At 36.1% G+C, this 14,604-nt stretch carries 14 protein-coding genes; 11 read left to right on the top strand and 3 right to left on the bottom strand.

The window, feature by feature from the left end:
- The first annotated feature begins 314 nt into the window (after positions 1–314).
- The 10 genes from panB (at position 315) to NSQ69_RS08025 (ending at position 9,482) form a co-directional block, all read left to right on the top strand.
- Positions 315–1,151: a 3-methyl-2-oxobutanoate hydroxymethyltransferase gene (gene panB, locus NSQ69_RS07980; RefSeq protein ID WP_002126469.1), complete on the top strand. Its 837-nt coding sequence runs from the start codon at positions 315–317 to the stop codon at positions 1,149–1,151.
- A complete protein-coding gene (panC, locus tag NSQ69_RS07985; protein ID WP_002126472.1) occupies positions 1,151–1,999 on the top strand; it encodes a pantoate--beta-alanine ligase in 849 nt (282 codons plus the stop codon). The genes panB and panC overlap by 1 nt, the downstream gene beginning before the upstream one ends.
- A 12-nt stretch (positions 2,000–2,011) precedes the next feature.
- A complete protein-coding gene (gene panD, locus NSQ69_RS07990) occupies positions 2,012–2,395 on the top strand; it encodes an aspartate 1-decarboxylase (RefSeq protein ID WP_000490176.1) in 384 nt (127 codons plus the stop codon).
- Between the two features lie 130 nt (positions 2,396–2,525).
- The gene (gene dinG, locus NSQ69_RS07995) at positions 2,526–5,330 is read left to right on the top strand and encodes an ATP-dependent DNA helicase DinG (RefSeq protein ID WP_002030787.1); all 2,805 of its coding nucleotides are present in this window, start codon (positions 2,526–2,528) and stop codon (positions 5,328–5,330) included.
- 250 nt (positions 5,331–5,580) lie between these two features.
- Positions 5,581–5,751, top strand: coding sequence for a YpmA family protein (locus tag NSQ69_RS08000; protein WP_002086589.1), 171 nt, complete (start codon positions 5,581–5,583; stop codon positions 5,749–5,751).
- Positions 5,752–5,758: 7 nt separating this feature from the next.
- Positions 5,759–6,262 carry a cell wall elongation regulator TseB-like domain-containing protein gene (locus tag NSQ69_RS08005; RefSeq protein ID WP_002086588.1) on the top strand — a complete coding sequence of 168 codons (504 nt, stop codon included), beginning with the start codon at positions 5,759–5,761 and terminating at the stop codon, positions 6,260–6,262.
- Between the two features lie 18 nt (positions 6,263–6,280).
- On the top strand, positions 6,281–7,468 hold the full coding sequence (aspB, locus tag NSQ69_RS08010; protein WP_002011860.1) for an aspartate transaminase AspB: 1,188 nt from the start codon (positions 6,281–6,283) through the stop codon (positions 7,466–7,468).
- A gap of 121 nt (positions 7,469–7,589) precedes the next feature.
- Complete coding sequence (gene dnaD / locus NSQ69_RS08015; RefSeq protein ID WP_000728546.1) at positions 7,590–8,297, top strand: DNA replication protein DnaD; 708 nt, start codon at positions 7,590–7,592, stop codon at positions 8,295–8,297.
- Between the two features lie 15 nt (positions 8,298–8,312).
- Positions 8,313–8,960, top strand: coding sequence for an endonuclease III (gene nth / locus NSQ69_RS08020; protein ID WP_000933020.1), 648 nt, complete (start codon positions 8,313–8,315; stop codon positions 8,958–8,960).
- Between the two features lie 3 nt (positions 8,961–8,963).
- The gene (locus NSQ69_RS08025) at positions 8,964–9,482 is read left to right on the top strand and encodes a YpoC family protein (protein ID WP_002086586.1); all 519 of its coding nucleotides are present in this window, start codon (positions 8,964–8,966) and stop codon (positions 9,480–9,482) included.
- A 26-nt stretch (positions 9,483–9,508) separates the two neighbouring features.
- Here NSQ69_RS08025 and NSQ69_RS08030 read toward each other — a convergent pair whose 3' ends face one another.
- Both NSQ69_RS08030 and recU read right to left on the bottom strand, forming a co-directional pair.
- Entirely contained in the window at positions 9,509–12,223 is a 2,715-nt protein-coding gene (locus NSQ69_RS08030; protein WP_002126477.1) for a penicillin-binding protein 1A, read from the bottom strand.
- Between the two features lie 66 nt (positions 12,224–12,289).
- The gene (gene recU / locus NSQ69_RS08035) at positions 12,290–12,892 is read right to left on the bottom strand and encodes a Holliday junction resolvase RecU (protein ID WP_000155584.1); all 603 of its coding nucleotides are present in this window, start codon (positions 12,890–12,892) and stop codon (positions 12,290–12,292) included.
- Positions 12,893–12,995: 103 nt separating this feature from the next.
- Here recU and NSQ69_RS08040 point away from each other — a divergent pair, with 103 nt between their 5' ends.
- A complete protein-coding gene (locus tag NSQ69_RS08040) occupies positions 12,996–14,021 on the top strand; it encodes a DUF2515 domain-containing protein (RefSeq protein WP_002126479.1) in 1,026 nt (341 codons plus the stop codon).
- Between the two features lie 343 nt (positions 14,022–14,364).
- Here the strand turns inward: NSQ69_RS08040 and NSQ69_RS08045 are convergent, their stop codons facing one another.
- Positions 14,365–14,511, bottom strand: a complete 147-nt coding sequence (locus tag NSQ69_RS08045; protein ID WP_307838604.1) for a phage portal protein — start codon at positions 14,509–14,511, stop codon at positions 14,365–14,367.
- Positions 14,512–14,604: the final 93 nt, after the last annotated feature.

The following is a 14,604-nucleotide window of genomic DNA, read 5'->3' on the forward strand; positions in this document are numbered from 1 at the left end:
TGTCATTTAGATACTAATAAATTTCACATACCATAATAGGGATAAAAAATTATTTTTTCGAAAAAATGTAGCAATTCCTTTTCAGAGTTTGCTATAATTATTTCGAATATGGGCAGTATCAAAGCGAACTGCACCATTATTTTACGCAGTATGAAAAAATAATAATTTGGATTCTGCCTTGATCCAATAACGGACTGGGACAGAGGGATGAATAATGCCGACTAACACACAACCCTTCTGCCCTTTTATGGCCAGAGGGGTTTTTTATATGATTTCGGCCATCTCCTCTCTCCTGCATAAAGGAGGAGTAGTTTTTGAAAACAAAAACAGATTTTTTGAAAATGAAAGAGCAAGGTGAGCCGATTACAATGCTAACGGCGTATGATTATCCATCTGCTAAATTAGCAGAAGAAGCTAAAGTCGATATGATTTTAGTGGGTGATTCTCTAGGAATGGTTGTACTTGGGTATGATTCAACAGTTCCAGTAACAGTAGAGGATATGATTCATCATACGAAAGCTGTACGCCGCGGAGCGAAAGAGACGTTTATTGTAACTGATATGCCATTTATGTCTTATCATGTCTCATCGCAAGATACGATGATTAATGCACGTCGCATTGTTCAAGAGAGCGGGGCACATGCATTAAAGGTAGAAGGTGCTGGAGAAGTTATATCAACTATTCACTACTTAACGAATGCGGGAATTCCCGTTGTGGCGCATTTAGGTTTAACTCCTCAATCTGTAGGAGTGCTAGGTGGGTATAAAGTACAAGGGAAAGATGCTGAAAGTGCAAAAAAATTAATAGAAGATGCAAAGAAATGTGAGGAAGCTGGTGCGATAGCACTTGTGCTAGAATGTGTGCCAATGCAATTAGCAGAAATTATTTCAGAGCAGTTAACAATTCCTACAATCGGAATTGGAGCAGGACAAAAAGTAGATGGGCAAGTTCTTGTATACCACGATCTTATCTCGTACGGCGTAAATCGTGTTCCGAAATTTGTGAAGCAATATACGTCTGTTCAAGAGGAGATTGTGCGAGGGATTTCGCAATACGTTACTGAAGTAAAGACAGGGCAATTTCCTGAAGAAAAACATTCATTCACAATGAAAGAGGAAGAGTGCTTAGCGTTATACGGAGGAAAACAATAATGAAAATCATAACTACAGTGCAAGAGATGCAGCAAATTACAAACGAACTTCGTACAAGTGGAAAAAGTATCGGTTTTGTTCCAACGATGGGGTATTTACACGAAGGGCATGCTACGTTACTACGTAAGGCCAGGGAAGAAAATGAAATTGTAGTTTTAAGTGTATTTGTAAATCCACTACAATTTGGACCAAATGAAGATTTAGATCGATACCCACGTGATATTGATAGAGATGAAAATGTAGCAAAAGAAAATGGTGTTGATTATTTATTTTATCCGAGTGTAGAAGAGATGTATCCAGCAGAACAAACGACAACAGTAGAAGTTGTGAAGCGTACCGACGTATTATGTGGCAAACAAAGACCTGGTCATTTCGCTGGTGTTGCGACTGTACTAATGAAACTATTTAATATTACATTGCCAACGCGTGCTTATTTCGGTATGAAAGATGCACAGCAAGTAGCTGTAATTGAAGGATTCGTAACTGATTTTAATATTCCCGTTACGATCGTACCAGTTGATATTGTAAGGGAAGAAGATGGATTAGCGAAAAGTTCTCGTAATGTGTATTTATCACTAGAAGAACGTGAAGAGGCTCCTCATTTATACGGCAGTCTATGTATAGCGAAAGAACGAATTGAGGCAGGCGAACGTAATCCGGAAATCATTATGAATCTTGTGAAAGAGCATATTGAGAAGTATACGAAAGGCACTGTAGATTATGCTGATTTATATGCATATCCTTCATTAAAAGCAATAAATAAAATTGAAGGAAGAATCATTTTAGCGATTGCGGTTAAGTTTGAAAATGTACGATTAATTGACAATATAACATTAATGGGGAAATAAGGGGGAGCATCTATGTTTCGCACAATGATGAGAGCGAAGTTACATCGTGCAACTGTAACAGAAGCAAATTTAAATTATGTAGGTAGTATTACAATTGATGAAGATTTAATGGATGCGGTAAATATTGTAGAAAATGAAAAAGTACAAATTGTAAATAACAACAATGGAGCTCGCTTAGAGACATATGTTATTAAAGGAGAGCGCGGTAGCGGTGTTGTGTGTTTAAATGGTGCAGCTGCAAGGCTTGTACAACCGGGTGATAAAGTTATTATTATTTGCTATGGTTTAGTGGCAGAAGAAAATATTCATAAACAAGAGCCGAAAATTGCAGTATTAGACGATGATAATCAAATTATTGAAATGTTAGGTGCTGAAAAAGCTGGCACGATATTATAAGTAGGAAGGCTATCTCTAATTAAGGAGATAGCTTTTTTGTGCATCTTTTCATTAAGATGAGGTAAAACGTGGTATAGTAACATTATATAATTTTTGTGTTTGATAGGTAAGAAATTGAGGTGTTACATATATGAGTAAGCGTTATGTCGTTGTTGATTTAGAGACGACAGGGAACTCCTGGAAGGATGGGAAGGATAAAATCACCCAAATTGCAGCTGTTGTAGTGGAAGATGGAGAGATATTAGAGATTTTTTCATCTTTTATTAATCCGAAGAGAGAGATTCCCCTATTTATTACAGAATTAACTGGGATTGATGAAAATCTTGTAAAACAAGCCCCGTTATTTCGAGATGTAGCCCCGATGATTGTTGAGCTATTACAAGGTGCGGCTTTTGTTGCACATAACGTTCACTTTGATTGGAATTTTTTAAATGAAGAATTAAGGCAGGCTGGATATACAGAAGTACATTGTCCTAAAATTGATACAGTTGAATTGGCGCAAATTCTTTTGCCAACAGCTGATAGTTATAAATTACGTGATTTAGCTAAGCAGCATGAACTAGAGCACGATCAACCACATCGTGCGGATAGTGATGCTCTTGCAACAGCGGAGTTGTTTTTACAATTTTTAAGTGAAATTGAAAAGTTACCACTTGTCACATTACAATCGCTTTATGAATTAAGTGATGTTTTCCAAAGTGATATAGCTGATGTACTTTCTGAAAATATTTTAAAGAAAATGATGCATGGTAAAGAAGAGGCAGAGGAGTGTGAGGTGTATCGAAATATTGCGCTTCGAAAGCGGAATTATTCTTTAAGCCTCAGTGAAACATACTCATCTAAATTTGATGCTTTCTTACATAAGACAATCGATAAACTTGAATTGAATATGCCAAAGTTTGAAAAAAGAGAAAGCCAACAAATTATGATGAAGGAAATATATACAGCGCTAAGAGATTCTAGGTTTTCACTGATTGAAGCAGGAACAGGTACGGGGAAGACGCTTGCATATTTACTTCCAAGTATTTATTTCGCAAAGAAAAAAGAAGAACCTGTCATTATAAGTACACAAACTGTACAATTGCAACAACAAATACTAGAAAAAGAAATTCCTTTATTAAAGAAAATAATGCCATTTTCATTTGAAGTAGCTCTTCTGAAAGGAAGAAAGCATTACCTTTGTCTACACAAATTTGAATATGCTTTGCAAGAGGAAGAGAAAAATTATGATATGGCGCTCACAAAGGCAAAAATTTTAGTGTGGTTATTGCAAACGGAAACTGGCGATCGTGATGAATTAAATATTCCTGAGGGCGGCAAGTTACTTTGGAACCGTATTTGTAGTGATGTACATAGTCCAGGCGGGATGCAAAGCAACTGGTATAGTCGTTGTTTTTATCAAAGAGCAAAGAATAAAGCATTATTTGCAGATATCGTTATTACAAATCATGCGTTATTATTTCAAGATTTTTCAAGTGAAGAACCACTATTTGCTTCATGTGAACATATTATTTTTGATGAAGCTCATCATATCGAGGAAGCGGCGAGTAGAACATTAGGTGAACAGTTCTCATGCATGTATTTTCAATTAGCTTTATCTCGTCTTGGTACGCTAGAAACAGATGATGTACTTTCTAAAGTATATAAAATGATGAAAAAATCAGAGCAAGCATCGCGTTCGACTTTCCGTATGGTGAGTCATAGTTTGAAGGAATTGAAATTTGATGCGGATGAACTATTTCAAATGTTACGGACTTTCGTATTTAAACAAACAAAGCAGGAACAAGGGATGAGCAATATGCCACTCATTTATCGATATAACACGGAAGTAGAGAAAGGTAAGTTATGGGATAGCATTACCGAGTTAACAAATCGATTTGTGTATGATGTAAGAAAGTTATTGACTACACTTGAGAAGCAAGCTGAAATATTGCAAAGTAAATTAGAATGGGAGATGCATGTCGTTACAGGTGAATATATGCATTTAATTGAGTTGTTGAGAAAGATGGCACAATCTTTACAATTACTCATTTTAGAAAAAAATTCATACGTGACATGGATGGAGACTGAAACGAAGGGAACGATTCATTCAACAGTTCTATATGCGCAGCCTGTTCATATTGGTGAAAGATTTGCTGATGAATTTTTAACCCAGAAAAAGAGTGTTATTTTCACATCAGCAACGTTAACAGTTAATGATTCATTCGACTATATAAAAGAGGAGCTAGGTTTACATGATTTTGCTCCCAATACATTAAAGGTTCCATCACCATTCCGTTTTGAAGAGCAAATGAAATTAATGGTTTCAACGGATGTACCTTTTATTAAGAAAGCAAGTAATGAAGAATATATTGAGTCTATATCGGCACATATTGCGAAAATAGCGAAAGCTACAAAAGGTAGAATGCTCGTTTTATTCACTTCGTATGAAATGTTGAAAGAAGCGTATACGAATTTGAAAAATGATGAGACATTAGAAGGATATTTATTATTAACGCAAAGTGTGAATAATAAGAGCCGAAGTCGTCTAATCCGAAAATTCCAGGAGTTCGACAAATCGATTTTGTTAGGAACAAGTAGTTTTTGGGAAGGGATAGATATACCTGGAGATGCTCTGAGTTGTCTTGTCATTGTCCGTCTGCCTTTTACCCCTCCTCATCAGCCGATGATGGAAGCAAAAGGAGAGTGGTTAAAAAATCAAGGAGAAGACGTATTTGATAAGTTGGCGCTCCCACAAGCAATCTTGCGTTTCAAACAAGGGTTTGGCCGTCTTATTAGAACAAATACAGATACGGGAACTGTATTTGTATTAGATCGTCGTTTGACAAGTTCTTCCTATGGAAAACGATTTTTACAATCAATCCCAACTGTACCGCTCTATGAAGGACCGTTAGAAGAATTGTTAGTACAGTTAGAAGAATCGTCAAATGAATAAAATTGGAAGAAAAATACGCCTGAAGTACATTTAAACTTCAGGCGTAAAAAATGTGGGTAGGAGGAATTTTATTTTTCTTACTTCTTGTATACAAAATATATTGCTTTTCGATTTGAAACCTTTTTTTGCTGTACATGTCCTGCTATAATAGATGGGTGATGAAGCAGGGGTTGTAAAGAATGTACTCTTATTGTAACCGCATTGCGTTCTTCTATAATTAGAAATTTTTGTGTAACGGAGGAGTTTTTTCATGGATAAGAAAATCGAAGTCCTATCAACGACGCGTATTAAATATTCGTCTGACTTGTATAAAATTGTTGATGGTTTGAATCGTACGTTAAAAGAGCAGGACCTCATGTTCGGATTAGCATTAGACGAAAAAGATAAAGAAACAGCTGTATTTACGATTTACAGAACGTAGTGATACAATGAAAAAGTGGATCTTTACAATCATTATCGTTATCGTTGCTAGCGGAATATATGGGGCATATGTTTATAATAAAGCGATGGAAAAGAAAATTCCAAAAGAGTCAAAGTCTGTAGAAATTGCGAAAGAAAAGGCAAAGCTTACAAAGGTAAATACTGTTGATTATTATAATGGAAAATCTTCATATACAGTCGTACAAGGTACAGATGAAAAAGGAGAACAACTTATCGTTTGGGTGCCTGATAAAAAAGGAAATGTCCTTGTGAAGAAAAAGAGCGAAGGTATTTCTAAAAAAGAAGCTTTGCAAAAATTGGCTGAACAAGCTACAGGAGAAGGTGCTGAGCCGAAGCCGAAACCAAAAGAAATTATAAAAGTAAAATTAGGTGCTCAAAACGATATTCCATTGTGGGAAATTACATATATTGATCAGGAAGATCGTTATACGTATTACTATTTAGAGTTTCAAAATGGGGTTTATGCTGGACACTACAGCATTGAAAAATAGATGTAGGGGGAACTACAAATGAAATTAGCAAAGCGAGTAGCTGCTTTAACACCATCTGCAACTTTAGAAATTACAGCAAAGGCACAAGCATTAAAAGCAGAAGGTCATGATGTAATTGGATTAGGAGCAGGAGAACCTGACTTTAATACGCCAAAACATATTATGGATGCTGCGCATAAAGCGATGTTAGAAGGACATACGAAATATACACCAACAGGTGGATTACAAGCGTTAAAACAAGAAATTGTGAAGAAGTTTACTCGTGATCAAGGAATTGCGTATGATCCATCTGAAATTATTGTATGTAATGGTGCCAAGCATGCATTATATACATTATTCCAAGTGTTACTTGATGAAGGAGATGAAGTTATCATCCCAACTCCTTATTGGGTAAGTTATCCTGAGCAAGTAAAGCTTGCTGGTGGTAAGCCAGTTTATGTAGAAGGTCTAGAAGGCAATGAGTACAAAATTACAGCAAAGCAGCTGCGTGAGGCAATTACAGAGAAAACGAAAGCTGTTATTATTAATTCACCGAGCAATCCAACAGGGATGATTTACAGCAAAGAAGAATTACAACAGCTTGGAGAAGTATGTTTAGAGCATGATATCTTAATCGTTTCAGATGAGATTTATGAAAAATTAATTTATGGTGACGCGGAATATACTTCAATTGCCCAGCTTTCTAATGTATTAAAAGAACAAACACTTATTATTAATGGTGTATCTAAATCACATTCTATGACAGGTTGGCGTATTGGATATGCAGCAGGAAATAAGCAGCTTATTAAAGCGATGACGAACTTAGCGAGTCATAGTACGTCAAACCCTACTTCAATTGCTCAATACGGTGCAATTGCTGCGTATGCAGGCTCACAAGAACCTGTAGAAACAATGCGTCAAGCGTTTGAAGAAAGATTGAACATTATTTATGATAAATTAATTCAAATTCCTGGTTTCACTTGCATTAAGCCACAAGGTGCTTTTTACTTATTCCCAAATGTAAAAGAAGCCGTAGCGTTAGCTGGGTATGATACAGTTGATGAGTGGGCAAAAGCATTATTAGAAGAAGAAAAGGTGGCTCTTGTTCCAGGTACAGGATTTGGTGCACCAAATAACGTTCGATTATCGTATGCGACATCTCTTGAGCAAGTTGAGAAAGCATTAGAACGAATTCATACGTTCATGAAAAGTAAAGTACAGGCTTAATCGTCTGTTTCTTGTAGTAAATGGCAAAAAACCTCCCTATATATAGGGAGGTTTTTTTGACGAATTGTGGCAAAAAGAAATGGCTAAAGGTGTGTTATACTAGAGAACGAGGTGTTTGGTGATGAAAAAGAAAATGATGTTACAATGGTTTGAACAGGGAAGCATAGCGATTCCTAAATTGCTTATGATGCATTATAAAAAGCTAGGTTTAAATGAGACGGAATTTATGGTAGTACTTCATGTACACACATTTTTAGAATCAGGTAATTCGTTCCCGACTCCTTCAGAGATTTCAGAACGGATGACGATAACAGAAATGAAATGCATGGAAGTGATTCAGACTTTAATCCAAAAAGGTTTTTTAGCACTAGAAGGTGGACGAAGATCTGAAGCGATGATGTGTGAAAGTTATTCTTTACAACCACTGTGGGAAAAAATATTGCACTTTTTAATGAATGAATCTATAGAGGAAGAGCAAAAAGAACAAAAGCAAATTCAAGTAAATTTATATACAGTATTTGAAAAAGAATTCGGAAGACCACTTTCGCCATTTGAATGTGAAACATTAGGGATGTGGGAAGATCAAGATCAACACCATCCGAATTTAATTCAAGCTGCTCTTCGTGAAGCTGTTATGAGTGGTAAACTTAATTTCCGGTATATTGATCGTATTTTGTTTGAGTGGAAAAAGAACGGAATTAAAACGGTAGATCAAGCGCAAAATCAAGGCCAGAAATTTAGAGCGAATCAACAACGCACACAACAAACGACAAAACAAGAGACGAAATTTACTGGGAAAGTGCCTTTTTATAATTGGTTGGAGCAGTAGTGTAGGAGGAAAGATATGTTGAACAAAACGCAAATTCGTTATTGTTTAGATACAATGGCGGATATGTATCCAGAAGCGCATTGTGAATTAATTCATGATAATCCATTTGAACTTGTAATCGCAGTGGCATTATCTGCGCAATGTACAGATGCACTTGTGAATAAAGTGACGAAAAACTTATTTCAAAAATATAAAACACCAGAAGATTATTTAAGTGTGTCTTTAGAAGAATTACAACAAGATATACGTTCCATTGGATTGTTTAGAAATAAGGCGAAAAATATTCAAAAATTGTGCCGGATGTTACTAGATGATTATAACGGGAAAGTTCCAGAAGACCGTGATGAGCTGACGAAATTACCAGGAGTAGGGAGAAAGACAGCGAATGTAGTTGTTTCGGTAGCATTTGGGATTCCAGCGATTGCTGTTGATACGCATGTAGAGAGAGTGAGTAAACGGTTAGCAATTTGTAGATGGAAAGATTCTGTGTTAGAAGTGGAAAAGACATTGATGAAGAAGATTCCAATGGACGAGTGGGGAGTTACACACCACCGTATGATTTTCTTCGGACGTTATTACTGTAAGGCGCAGCGACCACAATGTGAAGAGTGTCGATTACTAGAAATATGTCGCGAAGGAAAGAAACGAATGAAGGGGAAATAAAGGATGGAGCGAGTTATAGAAATACCGAAAGAGTTTCGGTGCGTACCATTTTTTAAAGAGAGTGCAAATTCGATTACGTATCACACAGACCAATCTTTTGAAGAAATAATACAAAATACTTACTTTATATTTGATATTGAAAGAAAATATGAGCCATGGAATGAAATTGAAACAAGTATTCCAGCGGTGTTAAATATATGGAAAAGCAAGCATGAAGAAATTGCTATACTATTTCGGAACAGAAAAAAACAAGAAGCTGAGGGTCCGATGATTCTTTTTGCAGCGCACTTTCTATCGGTTATATATTGGTTAAATGAGCAGCCTGTTCATAGTTTGAATGAGATGCAAGTAAATACGAATAAATTGGAAGTACAACCTGTTAATTTTATGGAGCGATATTCATTTATTATAAAGAAACCGAGTAATTACCATTCGTATATTCAATTAGTACAGTTGTATATCGAAATAGAAAAGCTATATGTAAAGAAAATGATAACAAAAAAGAAGTCGATTTCTCATTAAGAGAAACCGACTTCTTTTTTTGTTTATTAAGACTCTGTTGTAACAACATTTCCGTCCGCGTGAGGTATATCTCCTCCGGTATTTTGTTGCTGTTGTTGCTCTTCAGCTTTTTTTCTAGCTTCTTCGTCAGCTTTTCTTTTAGCTTCTTCGTCGGCTTTTCTCTTAGCTTCTTCGTCAGCTTTCTTCTTAGCCTCTTCGTCAGCGGCTTTCTTTTGAGCTTCTTCTTGCTGTTTACGTTGTTGTTCTTGTTGCTGCTGTTGTTCTTGTTGTTTACGTTGTTGTTCTTGTTGTTGCTGTTGCTGTTGTTCTTGCTGTTTACGCTGATCTTCATCAGCTTTTTTCTTAGCTTCTTCTTGTTTTAGTTTATCTTCATTGGCCTTTTTCAGGGCCTCTTCGTCAGCCTTCTTCTTAGCCTCTTCGTCAGCTTTTTTCGCATCTGGAGTTCCGCCAGGGGCAGTGAAGGATGCACCAACTGCAGGGCTTGTTCCAGTACCCTTTTTCGCTACTACAGAGAAACTGTAAGTAACACCTGGTTTAATACCACCAAGAGTAGCTGTCGTACCGCTTACTGATAAGCTACCACTAGAACCGTCAGTAGCTTTATAGCTTGCTGCGTATGCATCAACATCTGATGATGGTCCAGACCAGTTCAGTGTCACTGTGCTAGCGCCATCGAAAGCGAGATTAAGGCCACTAGGTGGATCTACTTTAATTTGTTTAACTGCATCTTTTTTCGCACCTTTTACGTACAATTCTCCGTTTATTTCTTGAACAGAAGAAGGACGTTCGAAACGAGATTTATCTGTAGCGAATTTGCTCATCATTACTTGGAACATTTGTTGTGCAATTTTAGTATAACGATCGCTAATGTAATTTTCTGGACCATTCTTTTCGTAACCAGTCCACACAGCCATCGTATATTGTGGTGTATATCCAGCGAACCAGCTATCTCTGTTCGCATCAGCTGGGATGCCATATTTTTTTATATCTTTTGCATCAAAGTTTTGTGTTCCTGTTTTACCAGCAACGTCGAATCCAGAAACATATGCTGTTGGCCCTGTACCGCCAGAACCAGGTTTTACTACGTCACGAAGAACATCAGTAACCATGTAAGCTGTATGGTCGTGCATTGCACGTTGTTCTTTCGGTTTAAAGCTTTTCTTTTTCCCGTCTGGGAAGATGACTTCTTTTACGAAGTGAGGTTTATTATAAACACCGTCATTTCCAAATGCTGCATAAGCTCCAGCGACATCTAACGGAGAGCCTTCATTACTACCGATTGCAGTAGATTCATATGCTTTCCCATCTTTAAACGTCATTCCTAAACCTTCAGCAAACTCTTGTGCCTTAGGAATACCGACTGCTTGAGCTGTTTTTAAAGCCGGGATGTTTAATGACTTCTTCAATGCTTCACGAAGTGAAACGTCACCTTTAAAATTACCTGTAGCATTTTTAATCTTTGTGCCATCAGAGTAAGTATATTCAGAGTCATTTAATTGATGATAAGTAGACCATTGAAGGTTTTCAATTGCAGGACCATAGTCGAAAATTGGTTTCATTGTTGAACCAACTTGGCGTTTTAAATCAACTGCCATATTATGACCTTTGAAAGTAGACTTACTTTCTTTACGACCAGCGCCGATTGCTCGAACTTCTCCAGACTGAGTATCCATAAATACGAATGATCCTTGGAATTGATCGTTTGGATACTTGATGAGATTCCCATCCATAATTTTTTCAGCGTAATCTTGAGCATCTTGATCAAGTGTTGTATGAATCGTTAAACCATCTGAACCGATATTTACATCAGGGTATTCTTTTTCAACTTCCTTTACAACAGCATCTATAAATGCCTGATACTTCATTTCAGTCACTTCTGAAGATGGAAGAAGTCCTTGTGTTACAGGGATTTGCATTGCATCATTCATTTCTTGTTTCGTTATATACCCGTGTCGGTTCATTAATGTTAATACGATATTACGACGTTTCGTTGCTCTATCAACGTTATCTGGTTTTGTTGGATCATAAATGTTAGGACCTTGGGGTAAACCAGCGAGCATTGCAGCTTCGTGTAGTTGTATGTCTTTTAAATCTTTGCCGTAATATTTTTTTGCTGCTGTTGAAATACCGTAAGAGCGATTACCGAGGTTAATCTTATTTAAGTACATTTCTAAAATTTCATGTTTTGAGTACTGTTGCTCTAACTTATAAGATAAGTACCATTCCTGCACTTTTCTTTTTGCAGTTTTGTCCATCGTTAGAAAATAGTTTTTAACTACTTGCTGTGTAATCGTACTACCACCTTGTGATCCAAAACCACCAGTGACATTTTCCATGACTGCCATTCCAGTACGTCTAAAATCAATTCCATTATGATCGTAGAAACGAGCATCCTCAGTCGCAAGGAATGCACTTTCAATTACTTTTGGAATTTGATCGTATGTAACATGGGTTCGTTTTTCAGCACCGTATTCATAGAAGAAATTCCCGTTTTTATCAAGGAATTTTGTTGATAAAGGATTGACTAGCTTTGATTTGTCTAGTTTTGGAGCGTCCTTTACCATAACAAAGAAGGCCGAAACGCCAGCTACGAGACCGACGATACCAAGAAGTAGACAACCTATAAGAAATCTCTTGAAAAAGGAACCTTTTTTCTTTGGTTTTTCTTCTTTATTATTTGTTTCTTTCGTTTGATTTTTTACATGATTTCGTTCTGTACGAGAACGATAATTATCTGACATTATACTTTCTCCTACCTTTCATTCTCTCCCCCAAAAGTCGAAAAAAGAGCCTTAGTGATGACTCTATCACGAAAAATAAACCGTGTCTAGTACGCGGATATAATCAATTCGAGGGTGATAACCGCATGATAATAAAGACCCATGCTCTTCTATTTCTTGTTTTGTAATCGATTTACGTCCACCAGTATTTTGACGATTCCAAAATGCAATAATATGTTTTGCATCTAATAAATAAAATTCATCAAAAAGTGTAAATTTAATAATAACAAATGCAATTCCATTATGAGCGACTACTTGCTTCATATGTTCAATTTGATGAAGGTGGAAGTTTTGAAGTGGAAAACTGGTTTTATTTTTAGTTTCTTTCGCTTCAAAATCGATGTATTTCCCTTTGTATACACCGTTGTAATCTGTTGTAGAAGGTTGTTTGAAATACGCTTCTTTTACCACTGCAGCACTTCGAGCGGGGTAATCTACTTTTACAATTTGAAGAGGTGTAGGTTTTTTATGTACGCATGCAATATTATGGGTTAAGTAATATTGATTGGTTTCATTCAATTCCTCTTCAAGGGACATACCTCTATTACTGTAAGTATGTTTTTTTATTGGTGTTTTATGAGGTTGTGAAGCTTGATCGTACCTTTTTCCATTTGGGTAACGAATGGTCATATTTTGTCCACTCCCAACTTGATAAGAATTACTTACAAAGGTGATTATATCAAAAAATGAAAAAAGATGTGACCTTTTTCAAGAAAGGTATGGTGACTTACTCATGTTTCGATGGAATGACTATGAAAAAATTAAACAGAACCGTAATGATATTTTTTGTACAGAAGAGGAAAAAGTTATAGTTCTTACTATTAAGGAGAGAACGGATGTAGCTAACGTAGATAATATTTCACGTACACAATCTTACCAAGAATATTATTTGAGAAATAGAGAAATTAGATGGTCTTTTTTAGCGAGTATGGTTTCAAGGAATGGGGGATGGAACATGACAGATTTAGAAGGAGAATATTATTCTAATCTTTTATCTCAAACAGTTAAGAGACGATTATTTCTTTTGTATGAGAAAGCCAATTGGCTCATTTTCTTAGATGCATTTCCTCAACTATTACTGTATGAGGAAAGTAAAAAGAGATGTGCGCCGCTCTTCCATTTGTTACAATTTTTCAACATATCAATTTTTATGGAAAAAGAATGGGTCGCGTTTTGGGAGAAAAAAGATATAAATAGGCTTATGACGGCACTTATTATTAATGAACAAAATAAAATTCAAAAACCAGTAATTGAGAATGCATATTTTCAAAAACACGTATTTGATACTGCACTGTTCAAATTTCAAGAAATATTTCATGTTAGTGCAGTTATTTTTCCAACGGTGGAAGGGGGAATGTATGGATTTTCAGTTTATCAATTTGAAACGTTGCAAAAACGTATAGAACTGGGGAAGCAATTAGCTTGGTTACTATTTCATTCAAAGTATAAGTCTTCTTTTTATAAATTTGCAGTGCAAACTAGGCATACAGGGTCAAGAATGGATTATGAATGTAATATAAGGGGAATTAGAAAATCATGTACGCCGGCTCTTCGGGAAGTGTATTCTATTGTCACTCATGAAAAATTAATTGAAAAAGATTGGTTTAGTGAAGGGTTGGAAATAGATTCATTATTTTTACTTGAAAAACCTAAGGGAGAAATTAATATAACAGAATGGTATAGAAAGAAGAGGGAGCAAATACATACTCTTTCTATATTAAGTAGTTTTGTTAAAAGAATAGATGAGTTCATGATATAATAAAGAAGTCCCGCCTTCTTAAATGAAGGCGGGACTTCTTTATTAAAAGTAATAAGCTCTACAACAAGTTACTTTCTAATCGGTTATTTGTCGGCAGTACGACTTTAACTTCAACATTTATCGAAAGCGAAGAGGTAAGATAGACTAGAAAATAGTTGTTTGTAAAAGCCACTTTGGTTAAAGTGTCATTTTATCCCGCTATTTGCGGACAGTAAAACTCCCACCTCAAAATTTGGCTGGAGCAAAGAAGGTAGGTGGAAGCCCTGCTGTCCGTAAACACCCGATTGGTGCGGGTTGATAATCAGTGGGGGATGAACAAAACCCCACTGATTAAAGTTTCACTTTATGTAGCGGGGAAATTTGGACCATCAAGCTTTGGATTACCAGTCTCAGGTTGGTTTTGTTGTTTGTTTTGCTTTTTCTTTTTTTCGTTTTTATTTTTTGCCATCGTAATACACCTCCTTTTTGTATTGTTACCATTTCTAATAATGGCATACTAAATGATTTCTTTGACGAATATCAACTAGTTTTGTCATGTGAGAAGGAGTAATTAATCAATCGGCGAAATTACATGACAAAGGAA

Source organism: Bacillus sp. FSL R10-2201, assembly GCF_038008665.1.
Lineage (GTDB): Bacteria > Bacillota > Bacilli > Bacillales > Bacillaceae_G > Bacillus_A > Bacillus_A mycoides.

Coding starts and splice junctions, on each gene's coding strand:
- NSQ69_RS08025 (WP_002086586.1), top strand. CDS start 8,964: ATGGAGCGAGTTATAGAAATACCGAAAGAGTTTCGGTGCGTACCATTT.
- NSQ69_RS08000 (WP_002086589.1), top strand. CDS start 5,581: ATGGATAAGAAAATCGAAGTCCTATCAACGACGCGTATTAAATATTCG.
- panD (WP_000490176.1), top strand. CDS start 2,012: ATGTTTCGCACAATGATGAGAGCGAAGTTACATCGTGCAACTGTAACA.
- NSQ69_RS08040 (WP_002126479.1), top strand. CDS start 12,996: ATGTTTCGATGGAATGACTATGAAAAAATTAAACAGAACCGTAATGAT.
- NSQ69_RS08005 (WP_002086588.1), top strand. CDS start 5,759: ATGAAAAAGTGGATCTTTACAATCATTATCGTTATCGTTGCTAGCGGA.
- recU (WP_000155584.1), bottom strand. CDS start 12,892: ATGACCATTCGTTACCCAAATGGAAAAAGGTACGATCAAGCTTCACAA.
- dinG (WP_002030787.1), top strand. CDS start 2,526: ATGAGTAAGCGTTATGTCGTTGTTGATTTAGAGACGACAGGGAACTCC.
- dnaD (WP_000728546.1), top strand. CDS start 7,590: ATGAAAAAGAAAATGATGTTACAATGGTTTGAACAGGGAAGCATAGCG.
- nth (WP_000933020.1), top strand. CDS start 8,313: ATGTTGAACAAAACGCAAATTCGTTATTGTTTAGATACAATGGCGGAT.
- NSQ69_RS08030 (WP_002126477.1), bottom strand. CDS start 12,223: ATGTCAGATAATTATCGTTCTCGTACAGAACGAAATCATGTAAAAAAT.
- panC (WP_002126472.1), top strand. CDS start 1,151: ATGAAAATCATAACTACAGTGCAAGAGATGCAGCAAATTACAAACGAA.
- aspB (WP_002011860.1), top strand. CDS start 6,281: ATGAAATTAGCAAAGCGAGTAGCTGCTTTAACACCATCTGCAACTTTA.